The following is a 20,610-nucleotide window of genomic DNA, read 5'->3' on the forward strand; positions in this document are numbered from 1 at the left end:
CTGTGATCGGCCGCTAGGAGATCAGGCCCGGGTCCATCGCTGGGTGGCCTGGCCGTTGCACGATGCCACGGTCACGGTGGCGGAGTTGCCGGTGCCGGTGACGTTGAGGCACAGGTTGTTGGCGTTGCTCGTGACGGTGCCGTTGGAGTTGAACGTCCACTGCTGGTTGCTGTTGGTGTGGCAGTCCCACAACTGCACGCGCGTGCCCGAACCGGCGTTCGTGGGGGAGTCGAGGCACTTGCCGAGAGTCTGCAGTCTGCCCGAGCCGTAGGTGAAGATCTGGTTCGGGTTGGTGTGGCAGTCGTAGATCTGCAGCAGGGTGCCGTTCGCGCTGGCGCTGTTGGGCGAGTCGAGGCAGCGCCCGGCCGCCTCGTTGCGCAGGCGGAAGCTGGTCGAGGGGCTCGGCGACGGGCTGGGCGACGGGCTGGCGCTCGGCGACGGCGACGGGCTGGGCGACGGGTTGGGGCCGGAGGTGCTCTGGAACTGGGAGAAGAACTTCCAGACCTCGTTCTTGGTCCAGGTCTGCGCGCCGTTCTCGGTGTACGTCCCGTCCACCGGCGCGGGCGTGTGACCGTTGTCGTACGCGGCCCAGACCACCGGATATCCGGCCTGGCAGCCCGAGTAGGCGGTGACGACGTGGGTCCGGCTGCCGGAACCCGGCTCGGGCGGGTTCTGCGCGGTGCAGCCGTTGTTGCGGACGAACCGGTCGCGCAGCGACCGTCCCTGCGAGATGTTCAGCACGTTGTCGGTGATGCCGTGCAGCCCCATGTAGGCGATGGGCTGGTTGCCGCCGCTGCACCCGCTGAGCTGTGCGCCGGCGAACACCGCGACCGCGCGGAAGACGTTCGCCCGGCTGCACGCGAGGGAGTAGCTCATGCCGCCGCCGTAGCTGAAGCCCATGGCGAACCGCAACGACGGGTCGACGCAGAGGTCGGCCTCGACGCGCTGCATGATGTCGTCGAAGAGGGTGACGTCCTCGCCGTTGGAGTTGGCCCAGCCGTTGTTGAGGCCCTGCGGCGAGATGAAGATCGCGGTGTTGTTCGCGAGCTGCCGCTGCCCGTAGTAGGACCAGGACGCCCCGCTGCTGCCGCCGGAGTCGACGTCGTTCATGGTGCCGTTCAGCCAGTGGATGCCGAACATCAGCCGGTAGGGCGTGTTGTTGTTGTAGTTCGCCGGGATCCGCAGAATGAACTGGCGGTTCTTCCCGCTCGACTGGATGGTGTGCGTTCCGCTGGTCAGCGTCGGGGTCTTCCCGCATCCGGACGTACCGGCCGCGGCGGCGCTGCCGCTGTTCATCGCCAGGTGCGCCGCGAGCAGGACGAGCGAAGCGACGACCGCCATCGCCCCGCGAATGAACCTAGGCTTCGACATTCGCGATTCCCTCCGGCTGTGGCGGCCGGGCCGACGATAAAGACATGTTCTGCGTTCCTCTCCATCAGGGGCACCGGAAACGAGGTGGGAGCGCTGAGATTGCAGCGGAGCACATACGACCTGGTCGCTGATGTCAAGCAGCTTGATACGCGGGACACGCTGGCCAGGGAAGGTACGGGCCGGTGGCGTGAAACTTTCGTGCTGAACAGGGCGATCACGAGGGGTCGACGGTGGTGGGTGTCGACCGCTGAACCGCCTCCATGTGGGACTCTTCGCGCCGTAATTTTCGGAACTGTACCGATAATTTCGTCCGCATCGGATCGACGTGCGGCGACGGTCGACTCGAAGGGATCATGAAGTCGTGGTGATCGGGCGGGAACGAGATGGTCGTCCACGAACGCGACCGGGCCGTGGAGGCCGGCCGCGCGCCATCTCCCGACCAGTCACCATCAGGCGCCGCCGGCCGCCGAACCTCACGGCAATCCTTTTCCCGGTCAGGAGCCGGTGCACGTGGCGGTGGGGGTGGCCGCGGTGCCGTTCGCGGTGAACCGGAAGGCCGCGGAGCCGCCGGCGGAGAGGGAGCCGTTGTAGGGGGCGTTGACCACGGTGACGGTGGAACCGGACACGCTCTGGCGGCCGTTCCACAGCCTGCTGACGGTCTGGCCGCTGGGCCACGTCCACCGGACGGTCCACCCGCTGATCGCCGCGCCGCCCGCCCGGACGGTCACGACCGAGCGGAAGCCTCCCGGCCACCTGGTCGTCGTCGTCATCGTCGCCGTGCACCCGCCCGGGACCGGGCTGGGAGTCGGGGACGGCGAGACCGCGTTCAGGGCGCCGAGGACCGCGTCGTAGGCCGGCTTCTTGTCGGCGCCGCTGAACAGCAGCGGGCTGTCACCCGACCGCCAGGAGTCCTGATCGCGCACCCCCCACACGGTGATGCCGGTGCAACGGGCCACCGCGAGGCAGTCGTTCACCACGGCGGCGTAGGTCTGCGGGGGAGCGCCCTGGATGTCCAGCTCGGTGATCTGCACGTCGACGCCGAGGGCGGCGAAGCTGGAGATCGTGGTGCGGAGGTTGGCGTCGTAAGGGCTGCCACTGGTGAAGTGGGCCTGGAGGCCGACGCAGTCGATCGGCACGCCACGCTGCTTGAAGTCGCGCACCATGGCGTAGACGCCCTGCGTCTTCGTCCACGTCCAGTTCTCGATGTTGTAGTCGTTGTAGCAGAGCTTGGCGGCCGGATCGGCGGCCCGCGCGGCGCGGAAGGCCGCCTCGATCCAGTCGTCACCGGTCCGCTGGAAGTTGGAGTTGCGCCGCCCGCCGGAATCGCCGTCGGCATAGGCCTCGTTGACGACGTCCCAGGCATAGATCTTGCCTCGGTAGTGGCCCACGACACCGTCGATGTGGTCGATCATCGCCTGCCGCAGGGCACTGCCGGAGAGCGCCTGCAACCAGCTCGGCTGCCCGGCGTGCCAGAGCAGCGTGTGGCCGCGCACCCGCTTCCCGTTCTGCACGGCCCAGTTGTGGATCCGGTCGCCGGCGGTGAAGTCGAACTGGCCGCGGACGGGCTGGGTGGCGTCGAGTTTCATCTCGTTCTCGGGGGTGACCATGGTGAACTCCCGGTTCGCGATGGTCGTGTACTGCTCGTCGCCGAGCCGGGCCGCGCTGATGGCGGCGCCGAAATACCGGCCGCTCTGCGCGGCGGCCGCCCCGAGCGTGCCCGCCGCCGCATCGGCCGGCATCGCGGAGAGCACGCTGAGGAAGCCGACGGCTGCCAACAGAACCCGTGAACATCTCAGACGTGTGGATGTACTGCCCATGGCTGGTCGCTCCAGAAGGAATCACGTGAAAGCGGACATGCGGGGTCACCCCCGCGATCGACGCCGCGTCCCGTGAGCGGGGAACGCACACCACTTGGGCGTCACGGCCATCCTCGCCACGCACCACACATGACCATGAGGAAGCCGTCTCGGACAGTCAGTTTGAAAATGTCGTCGAAAGGTGTCAAGTGCCGAGTGAAACGTTCACAGTGTCGGCGGTTCTTCTTTCTGGACGATGCCAACCGGGCGCTGACCGCAGAACAGCGACCATCTCGGCGGGCCTCAGCCGTGTCGTCCGACCAGCGCGGTGCCGATGGAGAACAGGTGGTCCCGCACCCCCGGAGGGCGGTCACCTCAAGCCATTCGACCAGCCCGGCAAGCTCGCCGGCCGGCGCGTACGCGTCGTGGCCGCGGATCACCGCGTTCTGGAGCTCGTCGAGTATGGACCCGGGTCTCTTCGGCCTGCACCCGGAAAGGCTCCGGCAGGGCCTGGACGAGCTTGCCCAGAGCCGCCTCCACGGCCGGCATCGCAGCCGAGGCCGGTCCGGCGACCAGGAACAGCGCGCGGACCCCACTCTCCGTCAACCCGGACAGATCCGTCCGGGCACCGCCCACGAGACGCCAACCGCGGCCTCGTCCCTGGTGGAGTAGACGGGCACCCCGGCCATGGCCAGGGCGCCGAGGTCGCGGCGCTCTCGGAGATCTCCAGCCCTCGGGAGAACACTGCCGCCGTTGCAGCAGGAGCTGGATGGCCACCAGCCGGTCGGTTCGCACGTCGCCAACGTTCCACTCAAACCGGTCATGAGGTGACCGTTTCGGCCGGCAGGATGGCGACCGCCCCGAAAGGGACCGCCCCGGCGGCGACACAGCGAGATCAACGAATGGCTCCAACCGGCTTTCATGCAGGCTCTGGATCTCACCGTGTCCGCTTGCGCCACGCTGGACGGGGTTCAGGAGTCGAGGACGGCGGCGACGGCTTCGATCTCAACGAGCTGGTGGTCGTAACCGAGCACGGTGACTCCCAGCAAGGTACTCGGTACGTCATGGTCACCGAAGGAGTCCCGGACCACTTTCCAGGCGGTCCCCAGGTCCTCCCGCCGGGAGGACGCGACGAGAACCCTTGTGCTGATGACGTCCTGCAACGATGCGCCGGAGGCGGCGAGGGCCTTCCGCATGTTCTCGACGGCCTTCGCCGCCTGGCCCGCGTAGTCGCCGATCGCCGCCGTCGAGCCGTCTTCGTTCAGGGGGCACGCTCCGGCGAGGAAGATGAGTCGTGACTCGGCAGGCGCCGTGGCTGCGTAGGCGTACTGAGCCACGTCGGACAGAGAAGCGCATCGGATCAGAGTGATGGTGCTGGGCATGGCCACTCAGGTCCTTTGACGTCGGGAGCGAAGCGACCATGCTGACATGGGCAGGTGACCACCGCCTCCCATTTTCGTCGGCCAAGCCGTCTGGACCTCGCGGAGTTGATCGCCGGCGCGACGAAGCCGCGGTTGTCACCGCGATCCTGCCTCGCCTGAGGCGGCCTCGGCCTCTCACCGCCCTGACACGCAGCCACCCCGGCGGCGGTTCCGGTTGTGCTGTGCGCGAAGAGGCCGCGACGACGGCAGGGTGCCTGTTTATGGTGAGGCATGGCCTCCTCTGTTACGCCGCTGCGGCGGGTGAGCGATCGAAGCGAGCAAGAGCCCGCAGGTGAGCCGCTGTGGCGGGAGGCGCTCGGCGAGTGCCTGCGGGAGATCCGCCACGAGCGTGGTGAGAAGCTGGCCGAGACGGCCCGCCGCGCCGGGGTCTCGCCGCAGTACCTCTCCGAGATGGAACGGGGCGTCAAGGAGCCGTCGAGCGAGATGATCGCCGCGGTCGCCGGGGCGCTCGGGGTCGCTTTGGTCGATCTGACCTCCGCCGTGACCGAGAACCTGCGGGCGGCGCGGAGTGGCACGTCGGCGGGGGCCACGCTGCTGGCCGCTTAGCGTGGCCCGACGACCCCGGACGTCGCAGCGAGCGTCCGGCGGTCAGCCGCGCGAGTGCTCGTCGATGATCTGGTCGAGCAGCCCGTATTCCATCGCCGCCGTCGCGGTGAACACCCGGTCGCGGTCGGTGTCGGCGCGCAGCGTCTCGACGGTCTGGCCCGTGTGGCGCGACAGGATGCGCTCGATGTCGGCCCGGACCCGCACGACCTCGTCGGCCTGCAGGATGAGGTCGGGGATCGCGCCGCGCCCCTGGGCGGCCGGCTGATGCAGAACCACGCGTGCGTGGGGCAGGGCGGCCCGTTTGCCCTCGGCTCCCGCCGCGAGGAGCACCGCGCCCACCGCGATGGCCTGGCCGATGCAGGTCGTGGCGACCTTCGGGCGGATGTAGCGCATCGTGTCGTAGATCGCGAGCATCGCGCTCGGGTCGCCGCCCTCGCAGTTGATGTAGAACTGGATTTCGGCGTCGGGGTTGTCGGACTCCAGGAAAATCAACTGCGCGATGAGCGCGTTCGCGACGCCCGCGTCGATCGCCGTGCCCAGATAGACGATTCGCTCGGTGAGCAGATGAGAATAAACGTCGAGAATGCGCTCGCCGCGCGAATTGCGGGCGATGACGTTGGGGATCGTGTATGTGCTCATCGGGCCGCTCCTTCGGTGACGCCGAAACCGAGCCGGTGGTGGGCGAGCGGCGCGATCTCGCCGAAATCGCTGACGATCGAATCGATGAAGCCGTAGTCGAGCGCCTCCTGCGCCGTGTACCAGCGGTCGTGCAGGGAGTCGTCGAAGATGCGCTCCACGGGCTGGCCGGTGTCTTCGGCGATGAGGCCGAGCACCGTGTCGCGGGTGTGGCGCAGGTCGCTGGCCTGCAGTTCGATGTCGACGGCGGTACCGCCGATCCCGGCCGACCCCTGGTGCATCAGCACCCGCGCGTGGGGGAGAGCGCGGCGTTTGCCCCGGGCGCCCGAGGACAGCAGGAACTGTCCGGCGCTGTAGGCGATGCCCAGGACCAGCGTCGACACGTCACACGGAATCAGCCGCATGACGTCACGAATAGCCAGCATCGACGGAACGGAACCGCCCGGAGAATGGATCCACAATGCGATGTCGGCCGAGGGGTCCTGCGAGGCGAGGGTTATCAGCTGCGTGGTGAGAAGGGTGCCGTTGTCGTCGTCGAGAGGACCGTCGAGAACGAGGGTTCGCTGTTCGTATAGCCGACGCCGCAAATGCATGTCGAACAAAGGCGCTTTCGATTCTTCGCTCATGCGTCCATCATGTGAGGCCGCCCACTGCGATATCGACCCGATCCGCCTGCGGCAGATCCGCTCAGAGCAGCGCGGCCTGTCTCCCACCGGTGGGGGTGGACGTGGGACCGCGCCTTGACGGAGATCGGAAACGGGTTCGATCGCAGCATGGACACCCGCGAGAGAAGGGGGCGGACTGGCGACCAGGGAGTGTGACCCGCCTGTCACGTAGGCACCGGCCTGCTGTGTCATCGCCCGTTGCCTCGCCGGCGGCCTCGAACGCGACGCCCCGGCGTACGGTCGGTGAACATCCGGGGACGCGGGATTGGCGGCATCCCCCCGGGTCAGGTGGCCGTCATGGACGCGGACACCCTGCTGCTCGCGGTGGTCGTCGCCACTGCGCTGACCTTCGATTTCACCAACGGATTCCATGACACGGCCAACGCGATGGCGACGTCCATCGCCACCGGCGCCCTGAAGCCGAAGGCGGCCGTGACGTTGTCGGCCGTTCTGAACTTCGCCGGCGCCTTCCTGTCCCTGGAGGTGGCGGCCACGATCGCGACCGGAATCGTCGAGACCGGCGCCATCACTCTCACCGTCGTCTTCGCCGGGCTCGTCGGCGGACTGGCCTGGAACCTGGTGACCTGGTACTTCGGCATCCCGTCGAGTTCGTCGCACGCGCTGATCGGCGGCGTGGTCGGGGCGACGCTCATCGCGGCCGGGATGTCGGCGGTCAAGGCCGGTGAGATCGTCGGCCGGGTGCTGCTGCCCGCCGTGCTCGCGCCGCTGACCGCGATCGCGGTGGCGGCTCTGGGGACCTGGCTGGTCTACCGGATCACCCGGTCGGTGCCGGAGCGCATGCGCGAGCGCGGTTTCCGGTTCGGGCAGATCGGGTCGGCCTCGCTGGTGTCGCTGGCGCACGGCACGAACGACGCCCAGAAGACCATGGGCGTCATCACCCTGGCCATGATCGCCGCCGGGACGCTCACCGAGGACGCCGGGACCCCGCTGTGGGTGATCGTGTCCAGTGCCCTGGCGATCGCGCTCGGCACGTACGTGGGCGGCTGGCGGGTGATCCGCACCCTGGGCAAGGGACTGACCGACATCGAGACACCACAGGGTTTCGCCGCCGAGAGTTCGTCGGCGGCGGTCATCTTCGTCTCGTCCCACTTCGGTTTCCCGCTGTCGACCACGCACGTGTGCACCGGCTCGGTCGTCGGCGCGGGCGTCGGCAGGCGGACCGCCCGGGTGCGCTGGGGCCTGGCCGGTCGGATGGCCCTGGCCTGGCTGATCACCCTGCCCGCCGCCGGCGTCGTGGGCGCCCTGGCCTGGGCCGCCGCCGACCTCATCGGCGGCGCCGCCGGCGTCGGCGTGGTCTTCGCCGCGATGCTGCTGCTGTCGGGTCTGCTCTTTCTCGCCGCACGGCGGCGTCCCGTCCACGCGGGCAACGTCAACGACGAGTGGACCGGCGGCCTGGCGCCCGCCCGACCCTGACTTCCTCGACGTGGACGCCCTCTGGAAGATCCTCGTGGCGTCGCTGCCGGCCGGATCGGCGCGGGCGCGTGCCTGGTGCTGGTCGCCGCCGGGATCGGCCTCGGCCCGTACACCATGCTCGCCACCTGACGGCGACGGCGGGAAAGCCGTAGGCCGGCCCGTGAAGAGGTGTACCTCTCCACGGGCCGTCGTTCAGGCAGGCGTCACGGACAGCGGTTGGCGACGCAGAGCGGAAGCTGCCAGTCGGGCGGGAGCGGGAAGGGGGGCGGAGGGTTGTCCGGGGTGCCGGGGTAGCGGGTGTTGAACCAGGCGCCGATCTGGCCCAGCGGGCCGATCCCGAGGTAGTCGACCTTCCGGTCGCCGTTGACGTCGTGGAGCCGCACGTTGTTCCGGTCGACGCCGACGTCGCCGATGAGCTGGCCCTGCCAGATCCATCCTCTGTCGCCGAGGTCGTTGAGCCAGGCGCGGACCTGTCCGTTGTCCTGGACGATCAGATAGTCGACCTTCCGGTCACCGTTGACGTCCTCCAGGCGCACCCAGTCACGCGGATAGCCGTAGCCCGGGTTGATCTCGCCCTTCCACGTCCAGCCCTGGCCCGGGCCGTTGTTGATCCAGGCGCGGAGCTCACCCTCGTCCTGGAGGACCAGGTAGTCGTCGAGGCCGTCGCCGTTGACGTCCTCCAGGCGCACCCAGTCGCGGGGGTAGCCGTAGCCGGGGTTGAGCTCGCCCTTCCACGTCCACCTGGTGCCGTCGCCGTCGTTCTGCCAGGCCCTCAACTGGCCCAGGTCCTGGAGGACGACGTAGTCGTCCCGGTTGTCGCCGTTCATGTCGGCCAGGCGCACCCAGTCGCGGGGGTAGCCGTAACCGGGGTTGAGCTCGCCCTTCCACGTCCAGCCCTGGCCGGTGCCGTCGTTCTGCCAGCCGCGGAGCTGCCCCAGGTCCTGGAGGATCAGATAGTCGTCCCGGTCGTCGCCGTCCATGTCGGCGAAGCGCACCCAGTCACGCGGATAGCCGTAGCCCGCGGTGATCTGGACGACGTGGTTCCAGCCCTCGCCGGGACTGGCGGGCGGGGGGCCGGGGTCGACCGGCGCCGGATTGCCGGGGGTGGGGCCACCGGGGTAGCGGTCGTTGAACCAGGCGCCGATCTGGCCCAGCGGGCCGATCCCGAGGTAGTCGGTCTTCCGGTCGCCGTTGACGTCGGCGAGTCGCACGTTGTTCCGGTCGACGCCGACGTCGCCGATGAGCTGGCCCTGCCAGATCCACCCCTTGCCGCCGAGGTCGTTGAGCCAGGCGCGGACCTGCCCGAGGTCCTGGACGACGAGGTAGTCGACCTTCCGGTCGCCGTTGACGTCCTCCAGGCGGACCCAGTCACGGGGATAGCCGTAACCCGGGTTGATCTCGCCCTGCCACGTGAAGTCCTTGCCCGGGCCGTTGTTGATCCAGGCCCGGAGCTCGCCGTGGTCCTGGATGACCACGTAGTCGTCGAGGCCGTCGCCGTTGACGTCCTCCAGGCGCACCCAGTCGCGCGGGTAGCCGTAACCCGCGAGTTCGCCCTTCCACGTCCAGCTCTGGCCGACGCCGTTGTTCAGCCAGGCCCGGACCTGCCCAAGGTCCTGGAGGATCACGTAGTCGTCCCGGTTGTCGCCGTCCATGTCGGCGAAGCGAACCCAGTCACGGGGGTAGCCGTAACCGGCGTTGAGCTCACCCCGCCACGTCCAGCTCCGGCCGTCGCCGCCGTTCAGCCAGCCCCGGACCTGCCCAAGGTCCTGGACGATCAGATAGTCGTCCCGGTCGTCGCCGTCCATGTCGGCGAACCGCACCCAGTCACGCGGGTAGCCGTAGCCTGCGGAGATCTGCTCGACGGCGTTCCAGCCCTCCGCGGGGTTGGCGGGCTGCGGCATCTGGCACGCCGACGGGTTGCCGGCGACCGGGCCGGCGATGACGTGCTCGCGGAGCGCCGCGATGATCGCGGTGTTGAAGGTCTTCCCCATCTTGTCGTAGCCGCCCTGGCCGGGATGGAGCTTGTCCCTCAGGTCGGCCTCGGTGACGGCGCCCATGCTGAGGGCCCGCACGCGCCGGCCCTCGGCGGCGAGGGTCCTGGCCATGTCCGGGATCCGGGAGTTGTACGCCGCGATCCGCGCGTTGATCGCATCGTCCTGCGACGGCACGAGCCCGCTGACCAGCACCGTGGTCTCCGGAGCGGCATTGGTGATCTTGCGGATCAGGGCGGCGAGCCGATGGTGGGCGTTCCCGACGTCGAAGTTCCGGTTCATGTCGTTGGTGCCGATGTGCAGCAGGACGACGTTGGGCCGGTAGCGGCGGATGGCGCATTCGGCGAGGTCGTCGATGTGGTCGATGCGCCGGCCGCCGTGGCCCTCGTGGTCGGTGTCGGGGATGGAGCCCGCGCCCGAGTCCTGGGAACCGACGAAGTCCACCGAGTGACCGGCCGCCTGGAGCCGGCTGAGCAGTTCGCGCCGGTAACCGACGTATTCCTCGGTGCTGTCGCCGATCCCTCCGTAGCCCACGGTGATCGAGTCGCCCATCGGCATCACCCGCAGATTCGACGGGTGGTACCGGCCGAGTTCGACGGCGGCGTCCTGGATGCCCCTGCCGAGCGCACCCATCTGACTTGAGATCCAGGCGCCGGCGTCCGTCATCGCCGTCGCGAGTGAGGACCACCAGCCCCGGATCGCCGTCGCGGCCGAGTCGAGCACCGCCTTGATGTCGGCGCCGAACTGACCCAGGGTGCGGGCGTTCACGTAGTCGCCGATTCCGGCTTCCCACGCCGCCGCGGCGATCGCGGCGGCCGCCGCCAGGCAGGCGGCTCTCCTCCATCTGTCCTTGTCGCCCAGTGCCCCGTCCCGGTACATCCAGATCGCCTGCATGAAGAAGGTGCCCAGGGCGGCGGCGAGCCCGGCGCAGGCCGGTTTGGAGATGGCCAGCCCGACGCCCGTGCTGTTCATGGCCAACATGCACCCGGACCGGATCACCAACGCGGCGGCGAGCGCGGCCAGCGCGATGAGGGCGTCCGACCACCATGAGCCGTTGGTGCGCACCTGGTCGGATTCGATCGTCAGGGAGATCCCCGTGCCCGTCACGGTCAGTCGACCATCGAAGTCACCCCAGTTCCGATTCGGCGCGCCCTCCAGCGGGTGACGGGTGAGCTCCTGTCTGATCGTGTCGCTGAGCAGGTCGTTGCGGCCATTGAGCTCCGCCACGTAGGCCTGGGTGTCGGCCCGATCGAAGCCGGAGGGCAGCGCGATGGTGAAAGTGACCTCGGTGGTCGCGGCGTTGGCCAGCGGCTCCAGGCCGGGCCTCATGACCAGAGTCAGGATGACGAGCAGGGCGATCACGACCCTGCCCGATCTTCGGATCTTTCCGCCGGTGACGGGCACTGTCCCTCCAGCTGTACGGGTGAGAAGCCCACCGACGGTCCGCCGTGAGCCGTGTCGATGGCCTCGGGCCGCCCCAGCGGGCCGAGGAAAAGGGGAAATAGTCACGAAAGTCGCAGCTCCGGGATGCGCCGCCAGGTCCGGGCAGATGAGCTGGGCCGCGATGCGCCCAGTGGACCGCTCGGGGAAAGCCTGTTTAGGTACCGGCGGGATGCGGTCACCGATGGAATCGGGACATCGGCTGCCTGAACCGGCGGAGGATGATGCCGGGATGGGGCGAGGAACGGCGGTGACCACGCGGCCGGTTCCAGCCGGTCGTCATGGGGCCTTTGGAGACGCAGGCGATCCAGTGGCCGACGAGGCCACAGTCATCACGTCTTCGTGCCGCGCGACTCCGCTCGTCTCACGTGAGATCTACGCCGGTATGTGCCCCCGCGCCGGAGTTCCACCGCGATGGCGGCCGCCGCTCCACGATGCGCGTAGGCGGGGCCGTGACGGTTACTGCCGACGGCGTAACGGGTCGACCGCGTCGGGCCCTTCCTGGGGGCGTTCAAGCCGGCGACCGCGGCCACACTGGGGGCGAGCACCTCAGTCGAACCCGTGGCGGACCGATTCCGGCACACTCGCGGGCCGCGCCGAGGCTCATGCCGAATCCGGCTCATGCGCCTGAAGGCCGAACTTCCAGCGCTGCCGGTTGCCGTAGTCGGAGTGGACGGCCATCCTTTCAGGTGGGCCGCCACGGCGAGGACGACACTGCTCCAGCTGGAGCCGACTGCGTAGAAGGTGTTCGCCGAGTCCCAGGTGGGGTCGTCGTCGCGCTGGATGGACGTCTCGATCTTGCCCGACCGGTAGTAGGCCAAGCAGCGGCCCGTGGCCGCGTTCTTGAGCGTCACGTCGTCGTGTCCGCCGATCTGTCCCCGGAGAAGCGCTCCCAGAACTGATTGGGGTTGCACGGCGAGGTGTCACCCGGCCATGGAAGCAGCTGTCCAGTCAGCGCCCGGTCCGGATGTCCCGCAGCACGTTGACGCCGACGTAGCCCGCCGCCTCGGCGGGTTCGGTCCGCACCGGGCCCCGGGACAGCGCCACGACGGCGATACGCTCCCTGCTCCGTCGCCCCGTTGCTGCCAGTAGAAGGCATTCTTCCTCGCTCCCGCGCGGGACGCTCATATGGCGTCTCTTCTAATCGCGCATACAATCGCCACCAGAATGCGATGCGGTGTACGGCAGGTGAACGATTCGCCGTGGCGAGATGACGAGAAAGGCGAATGGTGAAGAGCGGCCGCCCGAGCGCATCCGGTAATGGCTCTTCAAGCGTGAGTCAACGTGAGATATATCTCGGCGGCGCCATGAGAACGCGCCCGTGCTACTCGACCGGCCTCCAGATGTCAACGCGGAAGGCCTTACCGCTTCCTTACGCGTTCCTCATGTTCTGCCTTCTGTTGGGTCGTTGCGGTACGACGGAACCGTACCGGTGAGGCCGCACATCGAAAACCTCGAATCGGCGGTCGCCCACCACCTTCGATGAGACAGCGCAAATCGGCTCGCATATTCCGTTCGTCTTCGTCACGAGAAATCGGCGGGGGATGAACAATGTGGGTCCTGGGTATCGGGCCCCGTGAAAAATGTGGTCGTGGAGGGCGACTGACCCCAGAATCCCTTCGTCCGCCCATGAGCCAGCAGGCACACCGGAACCGATCCTGATCGACGGTCGGGACATAGCGGTGGTGGTGCAGATCTCCTGGGATGCTGATCCTCGTTCGGCCTCAACCGGCGGGGCCTCGGGAAGACTCTGACTACCGAGTTTGGCGGCCTCCTCCAGATCGGCGTCGTTGTCGGGGTCCAGCCGCATTCATGAGAGTGACCGCTCAGCCAGATCGATTGGTTCATTGTCTCTGAATATGAACGGAACGGCTACGCGGTATGCCGGTCGGCCGGTGACTTGAAATTCCGCTCCATGTCCGGAGCTTTTATGAATCCCGTGCTGGCGGGAATGGAGAATCGCTGCGGGCGGCTCCGTCAGTTCTCGAATATTGACAATGGGGAAACAGTCGAGTCTCGGTGAGCTACGTTGACGCATTGCTGAAAGCATCTCTACTGTCATTCGACTTTATCGTCATCTCGTGGATTCATCCGCCGTACACCACATGGCGCTCCGACCCGGTTTGTATGCGCCTTCAGGAAAGCCGAGACGCCCGCAGAGGGCGTCCTTTCTGAACCGACAGCGAGGGAACATGTCTGGTAACGGCATCAACCGTGTCCGAAGGATCGCCGCGGCCGCGGCGGCGCTGACTGTAGGGGCGACGCTGCCCGCGCCCGCCGACTACGTCGGCGAGAGGATCCTGAGAAGCAGGCTGACCAACGAATGCCTGGACAGCAATTACGCCGGCGAGGTGTACACGCTGCCCTGCAGCGCCCGTGACACCAACGCCCACCGCCGCTCCTCCAGTTGCCCAACCGCCCTACCTACGACATCGTCGCCCTTCAGAACAAGGCGACGAAAAGGTGCCTCGCGTTCGTCTACTCCGGCAACAAGTCAGGACGACCTCCGGGTGCGACAGCGCCACCACCGCGCTCGATCCCGAGTGGTACGCGCAGGGCACGGGCTGGAGCACCGTCGTCTTCTACCGGTGGCGCGGCAACCCCAGCAGAAGGTGGGCTCTGTTCACCGACGTGACCCACGCCGTATTACCCGGCGGTCTCCGACGAGCACTGGAAATCCGGCTGGTAGACACCCGTACCCATCGGTCGTCCTTGCCGGCACCATGGCTCCGGCGCTCCACCGCGAAGCCGTGTCCGTTCGCCTCCTGCCCCGAGTAGGGGTGCCGGTAAGAAGCGCGTCATGATCTCGAACGGCGTTGGCTTTGTCGTAACTCACCTGGTCAACGCTGGGCCGTCATTGCAGCACGGCCCCCTGTAGGGGCGGGGAGGCCAGGACCTGGCCGGTGATCATGCCGTCGGTGCCGAGGTGGACAGGCTGATAGGTCAGTTGATCGCGGCAGGTTGATGTCCGCGACGGGCTCGACGCGACCGCCCCTGATGATGGAGTGGACGATGACTGAGCCCTGTCCTCTCCCGACGCCGGGGCCGAGTGCGTTCATGGGTCAGGTCTGTGCGAGGAGCGCCGGGAGCTCGCGCATGTCGTGGAAGACCGTGGTGTTCGGCCCTTGGAGCCACTGGGCGGGCGTGAGTCCGCCGGCGTAGCCAAGAGCGCGCATGCCGGCCGCGCGCGCTGCCTGGATTCCGTATTTGCTGTCTTCGACGACCACGCAGGCGGAGGGGTCGACGCCCATCCGCTCGGCGGCGTGCAGGAACAGGTCGGGGGCCGGTTTGCCGTTGGTGACTTCGCTCGCGCTGAAAATCCGGCCTTCGAAGTAGGGGTGGATTCCGGTGCGCCCCAGGGTGCGGCGCATCGTGTCGTGGCTGCCGCCAGAGGCGACGCAGCTGGGAATCGTGAGGGTGTCGAGGACTTCGAGGATGCCGTCGACGGGGGTGAGTTCGGCATCGACGGCCGCGCGATGCAGTCGCTCGAATTTCTCCTGCCAGAGCGCGGCCACGGCTCGGCCTGCTCGCGCGGCGATCTGTTCTCCGTTGAAGAGAGGAGACCGGCCGATGAACTTGTCGATCACCTCGGCTTCGGTCAGCGGCCAGCCGAGATCGGCGCCCACGGCGACGTGGAGGCGCACGGCCAAGCGTTCGCTGTCGACGAGCACGCCGTCGCAGTCGAAGATGACCAGTTCGATCGGAGTGATCATCCGGAAACCCTAATACGATCACGGCGGTTCGCGGCGAGGCCGAAGCCAGCCAGCCCATCAGAATGTGATCACGCCTCGTGGCGAGGCATGCCACGTTTGATCATCCAAGCGGGCTGCCGATTCCTCAGGCCGGCGGCGGAGCTCTGGTTGCCGGAGCGGGGGCAAGGAGTGGCTCCTGGGGGAGGGCTCGCGTGCCCGGCCGACTCCTCGCGATGGGTTGGCAGCGTGTCACAGCGGGCCTGCTCGACGGTGGCGGCGCTCTGGTTGCCGGGCCGTGGGAAGGAGTGGCTCCTGGGGGAGGGCTCGCGTGCCCGGCCGACTCCTCGCGATGGGTTGGCAGCGTGTCACAGCGGGCCTGCTCGACGGTGGCGGCGCTCTGGTTGCCGGGCCGTGGGAAGGAGCTGCTCCTGGCGGAGGGCTCGCGTGCACCGCCGGCTCCCCGCGATGGGTTGGCGGCGGCCGTGCGGGCCTGCTCGACGGTGGCGTGCGCCGGGAGGCGATGGAAAACTGCGGTGATCTCACGGGTGACACGAGGATGGAGTGCCGCAAGGTGAGAAGTTGCGCTCGCCGTGCGCGGCATCGAGTGCCGTAACCCGAGCGACCGCAGCGTCACGGCCTCAGGATAACCCACTTTTCATACAGGGAATATAGGTTGCCTGAAATCGCCTCTCTTACGGCATTCCGATCGAGAAGAATGCGTCGGACCGTAATATCGGCGTCACCGACGCGCACCCGCTCTCGCACGCGGATTCCGCCGAACCCTCAGGCGCATTTCACAGGCCGATTCGGCCGCCCGGCCAATCCGGTCGCCAGGGCGGACCGGGCGCCAGGCCGGCGTGTCGTTCTCCGGTCACGAAAATCCTCCAGGCCGTCTCGCGGACGACATTTGTGACACCCGCCCTCATAGCGCGAGAAGACCGAAACAACTACGTCTATTGACAGCGCCAAACTCGGTCAGTCTAATACGAAAGCGGGCAATTGAGCTCCAGCTACGCCTTGCCCGCAGCAGGTAGATCAACCCCAGTGACGTGGCCTCTACCAGCCTGAACGTTGAAATTTAATCTTCGGTATGGCATGGAAAGCAATCAGTCGACTTCGGGGGAAGACCTTGCTCAAGAGACCTGTCGCGGCCTGCCGGTCCGCTGTCACGGGCCTCCCGGACCCCAAGGGGCAGACCTTTCCGACGAAGATTGAATGCACCGAAGAACCTCAGTGCATTCCTCCCCGCTTCATATCCTTCATTGCGCGAACATGAGCACGATCGGGCCTTGAAGAGCAACGTATGCGGTATTCCACAAATTGTCGGCGGGTTCATGCACGCCGTATTGACTGCAACATTTACTAAGAGTGGTGATTCATGTGTCGAGCGTGGCCGTGGTAACCGGCGCGAGCAGTGGCATCGGCGCGGCGACCGTCCGCCGCCTGGTGAAAGACGGGTTCGACGTCGTCGGAGTCGCCAGGCGGGCCGACCGGCTGGCGGCCCTCGAAGAAGAGACCGGAGCGCGGGTTCGCCCGCTGGACGTCACCGACGAGAACGACGTCCTCCGCTTCGCGGCCGAACTGGAGACCTGCGACGTGCTGGTCAACGTCGCCGGCGGCGCCCTCGGCGCGGAGCCGGTGGCCCTCGCCCGCGCGGGCGACTGGCGGCACATGTACGAGGTCAACGTGCTGGGCACCCTGCACGTCACCCAGGCGCTGCTGCCGCTGCTGCGCGCAGGGGCGGGCGGCACGGTCGTCACCGTCACCTCCACCGCCGCGTTCGTCAACTACGAGGGCGGCGGCGGGTACAGCGCGGCCAAGCACGCCGAACACGCGCTCGTCGAGACGCTGCGCCTCGAACTGGGCGGCGAGCCGGTGCGCGTCGTCGAGGTGGCGCCGGGGATGGTGCGGACCGACGAGTTCGCGCTCAACCGGCTCCGGGGTGACGCGGCGAAGGCCGCGGCCGTGTACGAGGGCGTCGACCGGCCGCTGAGCGCCGACGACGTGGCCGAGTGCGTGTCCCTGGTCGTCGGGCTCCCGCTCCACGTCAACGTCGACCGGCTCGTCGTGCGTCCCCTGGCCCAGGCCGCCCAGCACAAGGTCCATCGCGGCCCTCTGTTCCCGTCCTGACCGGCACCCGAGAAACCGAGGAGTGTGCATCCAGTGAAGCTCCACCGCGAGGCCCTGACCCCGCAGATGCGGGAGTACGACAGGTTCTTCGACCCCGCGGACCTCAACTACCAGCCGTACCTGATGTACTTCCACCACCCGCACTTCACCTCGCCGATCATCAACACCGACCGTTGCGGGTTCCGCGTATCGGTCGGCCCGGACGGCGAGCAGGCCTCGGCCGGCGGGCCCGTGGGGCCCGGCCCGGTCCGGGTGATCACGGGCGGCTCCACCGCGCTCGGCATCGGCGCGACCGGCGACCAGAACACGCTGGCGTCCCTGTTGTGGAGCCGGTACGCGCCGTCCCGCCCCTGGCTCAACTTCAGCGGCCGCTGCTACAACTCGACCCAGGAAGTGCTGCTCTTCACGCTCTACCGCCACCTGCTGCCGGAGATCGACGAGGTCGTCCTGTTCAGCGGGCTCAACGACCTCACGGTCGGCCGGCTGCCCGAGTGGCAGCAGGGCGACCACGGCGCCTTCTTCTTCTGCGGCGAGTACTTCGAGGCCATGGACGACCTCAAGGAACGCAACCGCAAGCACTCCAAGGTCTTCGGCAGGCGGGCCGAGCGGAAGTCGCGCGTCGCCACCTTCGACGACGTCCGCCATGACATCGGCCAGGTCATCGACTCGGCGGCCGAGCTCACGCTGCGCCATCTCGACACGTGGCGCCGGGTGGCCGGGCCCGGCACCCGGATCTCCTACGTCCTGCAGCCGATGTTCCTCTGGATGGGCAAGACCTGGTCGCCGGAGGAGAAGCTGCTGTTCGAGGAGATCGACCGCATCTCCAAGCTCGGCACCTGGGAGGAGCTCTACGGCGACATCTCCACGCCGCAGGTCGCCCGGGACTTCGCCGAGGCGATCCGCGTCGGCTGCGAGAAGCGCGACGTGCGGTTCTACGACCTCAACCCCGTCGTCGCCGACGCCGTGGGCGCCGACGACTGGATGTTCGTCGACCGGGCGCACTACACCGACAAGGGCCACGACGTGGTCGCCGGCCTGCTCGCCAAGACGCTCGGGCTCTCCTGAACCATTCCGACCCCCGCAGTTCCCCCATTCGAGGAGTCATTCGGCATGTCCTTCCTGCGCAAGATCGTCGACAGGGTGTTCCGCCGCAAGAAGCGCGCCAAGAAGAAGAACGACGCGTCCATCTACCCCATGTTCTGAGACCGGAGGAGAGCTTCGTGCGATCCAGATCCGGTCCGGGAGGTGAGGGAGACGATGGAGATCAACACGACGACCACGGCGACCGCCGACGTGGCCACCCGGTGGCTGTACGCCTGCGCCGCCGACCCTGAGGCGTCCGTCCCCGCCGGCGAGCTCCTCGAAGAGGTCCGCGCCGAACTGCGCGGGAACGTTCCCGTCGCCCCGGCGTCACTCGACGACCTGCTGCGGCGGGCGGCCGACTGGGCCTCCGCCGAGCGGGTGAGGTTCCGGGAGCTGGGCGACCGGACACAGGACGACGAGAGCCGCCGCGTGCTGGTCCGCCGGGCCGCGCTCGGGTGCGCGCCGCTGGCCCTCGCCTCGGGCGCGTGGCTGCAGTGGCTGAGCGCCCCGGGCAACGCCGACGACGACCTGGTGCTGCGTGTCCTCGCGCTGTACGCGTCGGACGTGGGCGTCGGGCACCCCGGCGCCTCGCGGGGCGACGCCTATCTCGACCTGCTCCGGCGGTTACGGCTGTCCGAGAACGCCGTGCCGCTCGCGCGGCTGGCGGGTGACCCGCGCATCGCCGACGGCGCGTTCACCCTCCCGTCCCTGCTGCTGGTGATGAGCAGACGGCCCGACGACTTCCGGGGCGAGCTGCTGGGCGCCGACCTGTGCCTGCGCACGGTCGGGCTGCCGCCGCCGCTCGCCCTGGTCGAGCGGGCGCTGCCGGTGGCTGCGGACTGGCCGGTCATCGACCCGTCGGCGGCCCGGCGGCCGGAGGATCCCCCGCCCGCCGAGGAGTGCCGCGCGGTGGTGGCGGACCTGGTCGCGCGGGAGGGCCGCGCCGCGGAGGCGGCCGTGCTGCTCGGCCTCTCCTGGACGCTGGCCGCGTTGCGGGAGCACACCGACGCGCTCCACGCGGAGCTGACGGCGGCGGCCGACCCCGCCTACGACATGGCCGAGCTGATGAGGCTGCGCGCGAGAGAGGGCGCGGTCTACCACCACGAGTTCGAGCTGGAGGGCCGGTCGCTGGCGGCCTGGCTGACCGACGCCCGGACCGACCCGTCGGGCCTGCTGGCCGCCCTGGCCCGCAGCAGGCTGGTCAAACCGGGGCGTTCCTCGGCGAGTGCGCTGGTCAGAGGGCTCGTCGGCGAGCGCGGGCCGATGTTCCGGGTCTTCTCGCCGGACGACCTCACGGTCATCCGGCGCTGGATCGACTCCCTCCCGGCCGACTCTTCCGAGGCGGCCCCGCCGAAGGCCCCTGACGGGGACGCCGCCGCCCGGCCCCCGGGGACGGCGGTCGCCCGGGCGCTCAGGGCCGGGCCGTGGTCCGAGGGCAGGGCGCCGGCCGACCTGCGGGAGGCGTACCACCTGCTGATGGTCCGCACCGACACCCCGGCGCTGCGCTCCTGGTGCCTGGAGTACGTGCACGGCTGGCTGGCCCGCTCCCGCTACGGCATGGACGGCGGCGCGATGCCGCTGCCGGCGAGCTGGGGAAGCGCGGGCCTGCGTCCGTGGCTGCAGACCCAGCACGACCGCCACGGCGCGGAGTTCGAGCGGAACGCCGAGGTCCCGCTGCCCTCGCGTGAGGACGTCATCGACGACACCGTGCAGACCGCGCCGCTGACCCTGATCGACGGCAGCTGGCTGCAGGGTTTCACCGACCACGAGCTGGCCTCCTCGGACATCGGCCACGCGCTCTTCCAGACCTACTGGGACGAGCTCGGCAACGGCCTGGCCAAGCTGAACCACCCGCTCATCTACCGCGCCGTGCTCAAGGAGATGGCGATCGACCTGCCGCCCACCGCGTCGCCCGAGTTCGCGCGCTGGCCGGGCTTCCGGGACGAGTCGTTCGAGCTGCCGGTCTACTGGCTCTGCGTCGGGCGCTTCCCCCGCACGTTCCTGCCCGAGGTGCTCGGCCTCAACCTGGCGATGGAGCTGTCGGGGGTGGGCGGCACCTACCGCAGGGCCCGGCTGGCCCTGAAGCGGTACGGCTTCAACACCCGGTTCGTGGACATCCACAACACCATCGACAACGTCGCCACCGGCCACTCCGCGTGGGCGGCCGACGCCGTCGACATCCTCCTCGCCGGCCTGCCCGAGGCCCCCGGGCCGGGCTCCCGGGCCGAGACCTGGGAGCGCGTCCGCACGGGCTACCGGTCGCTCAATCCGCCCAGCGGCCTCGGCGCGCGCAGAGCCGCACGCCGCGCCACCCGCCGCGGCAGGATCGCGCCGCTCTTCCCGTTCGCCGGCCGTCGGTGACGCGCGTCCCGCCCTCGAACCCA

The 20,610-nt window shown here is 68.7% G+C and carries 12 protein-coding genes; 5 read left to right on the forward strand and 7 right to left on the reverse strand.

Annotation, left to right across the window (positions count from 1 at the left end):
- Positions 1 to 21 precede the first annotated feature (21 nt).
- From QSK34_RS26375 to QSK34_RS26385, 3 genes are all read right to left on the reverse strand, one after another.
- Entirely contained in the window at positions 22 to 1,371 is a 1,350-nt protein-coding gene (locus tag QSK34_RS26375; protein ID WP_285587664.1) for a ricin-type beta-trefoil lectin domain protein, read from the reverse strand.
- Positions 1,372 to 1,865: 494 nt separating this feature from the next.
- Positions 1,866 to 3,146: a glycoside hydrolase family 10 protein gene (locus QSK34_RS26380; RefSeq protein WP_285587666.1), complete on the reverse strand. Its 1,281-nt coding sequence runs from the start codon at positions 3,144 to 3,146 to the stop codon at positions 1,866 to 1,868.
- A gap of 992 nt (positions 3,147 to 4,138) precedes the next feature.
- Positions 4,139 to 4,549: a RidA family protein gene (locus QSK34_RS26385; protein WP_285587668.1), complete on the reverse strand. Its 411-nt coding sequence runs from the start codon at positions 4,547 to 4,549 to the stop codon at positions 4,139 to 4,141.
- Positions 4,550 to 4,819: 270 nt separating this feature from the next.
- Here QSK34_RS26385 and QSK34_RS26390 point away from each other — a divergent pair, with 270 nt between their 5' ends.
- Positions 4,820 to 5,155, forward strand: coding sequence for a helix-turn-helix domain-containing protein (locus tag QSK34_RS26390; RefSeq protein ID WP_161482779.1), 336 nt, complete (start codon positions 4,820 to 4,822; stop codon positions 5,153 to 5,155).
- 42 nt (positions 5,156 to 5,197) lie between these two features.
- Here the strand turns inward: QSK34_RS26390 and QSK34_RS26395 are convergent, their stop codons facing one another.
- A complete protein-coding gene (locus QSK34_RS26395; protein ID WP_161482780.1) occupies positions 5,198 to 5,794 on the reverse strand; it encodes a ClpP family protease in 597 nt (198 codons plus the stop codon).
- Complete coding sequence (locus QSK34_RS37840; RefSeq protein ID WP_353051429.1) at positions 5,791 to 6,828, reverse strand: ClpP family protease; 1,038 nt, start codon at positions 6,826 to 6,828, stop codon at positions 5,791 to 5,793. Before QSK34_RS37840 ends, QSK34_RS26395 begins: the two co-directional genes overlap by 4 nt.
- On the opposite strand from QSK34_RS37840, the gene QSK34_RS26405 reads away from it, so the two are divergent.
- Positions 6,754 to 7,890 (forward strand): inorganic phosphate transporter, encoded by a 1,137-nt coding sequence (locus QSK34_RS26405; protein WP_285587672.1) that lies wholly within the window; start codon positions 6,754 to 6,756, stop codon positions 7,888 to 7,890. The two genes, QSK34_RS37840 and QSK34_RS26405, sit on opposite strands and share 75 nt — an antisense overlap.
- A 203-nt stretch (positions 7,891 to 8,093) precedes the next feature.
- Here the strand turns inward: QSK34_RS26405 and QSK34_RS26410 are convergent, their stop codons facing one another.
- Together QSK34_RS26410 and QSK34_RS26415 are read right to left on the reverse strand one after the other, a co-directional pair.
- Entirely contained in the window at positions 8,094 to 11,243 is a 3,150-nt protein-coding gene (locus QSK34_RS26410; protein ID WP_285587675.1) for an FG-GAP-like repeat-containing protein, read from the reverse strand.
- Between the two features lie 3,140 nt (positions 11,244 to 14,383).
- Positions 14,384 to 15,034: an HAD family hydrolase gene (locus QSK34_RS26415; protein ID WP_285587677.1), complete on the reverse strand. Its 651-nt coding sequence runs from the start codon at positions 15,032 to 15,034 to the stop codon at positions 14,384 to 14,386.
- A 1,359-nt stretch (positions 15,035 to 16,393) separates the two neighbouring features.
- On the opposite strand from QSK34_RS26415, the gene QSK34_RS26420 reads away from it, so the two are divergent.
- From QSK34_RS26420 to QSK34_RS26430, 3 genes are all read left to right on the forward strand, one after another.
- Positions 16,394 to 17,143 carry an SDR family oxidoreductase gene (locus tag QSK34_RS26420; RefSeq protein WP_285587810.1) on the forward strand — a complete coding sequence of 250 codons (750 nt, stop codon included), beginning with the start codon at positions 16,394 to 16,396 and terminating at the stop codon, positions 17,141 to 17,143.
- Positions 17,144 to 17,176: 33 nt separating this feature from the next.
- Positions 17,177 to 18,208 (forward strand): SGNH/GDSL hydrolase family protein, encoded by a 1,032-nt coding sequence (locus QSK34_RS26425; RefSeq protein ID WP_285587679.1) that lies wholly within the window; start codon positions 17,177 to 17,179, stop codon positions 18,206 to 18,208.
- A 180-nt stretch (positions 18,209 to 18,388) separates the two neighbouring features.
- Complete coding sequence (locus QSK34_RS26430; protein WP_285587681.1) at positions 18,389 to 20,587, forward strand: iron-containing redox enzyme family protein; 2,199 nt, start codon at positions 18,389 to 18,391, stop codon at positions 20,585 to 20,587.
- The last annotated feature ends 23 nt before the right edge of the window (positions 20,588 to 20,610 follow it).

The organism is Herbidospora sp. NBRC 101105, from assembly GCF_030269205.1.
Classification (GTDB): Bacteria; Actinomycetota; Actinomycetes; order Streptosporangiales; family Streptosporangiaceae; genus Herbidospora; species Herbidospora solisilvae.

Bases quoted from the DNA above. Each gene is read 5' to 3' on its own strand.
- QSK34_RS37840 (WP_353051429.1), bottom strand. From the start codon at position 6,828: ATGGAATCCGTTGGTGAAATCGAAGGTCAGCGCAGTGGCGACGACCAC.
- QSK34_RS26405 (WP_285587672.1), top strand. From the start codon at position 6,754: ATGGACGCGGACACCCTGCTGCTCGCGGTGGTCGTCGCCACTGCGCTG.
- QSK34_RS26385 (WP_285587668.1), bottom strand. From the start codon at position 4,549: ATGCCCAGCACCATCACTCTGATCCGATGCGCTTCTCTGTCCGACGTG.
- QSK34_RS26375 (WP_285587664.1), bottom strand. From the start codon at position 1,371: ATGTCGAAGCCTAGGTTCATTCGCGGGGCGATGGCGGTCGTCGCTTCG.
- QSK34_RS26395 (WP_161482780.1), bottom strand. From the start codon at position 5,794: ATGAGCACATACACGATCCCCAACGTCATCGCCCGCAATTCGCGCGGC.
- QSK34_RS26415 (WP_285587677.1), bottom strand. From the start codon at position 15,034: ATGATCACTCCGATCGAACTGGTCATCTTCGACTGCGACGGCGTGCTC.
- QSK34_RS26390 (WP_161482779.1), top strand. From the start codon at position 4,820: ATGGCCTCCTCTGTTACGCCGCTGCGGCGGGTGAGCGATCGAAGCGAG.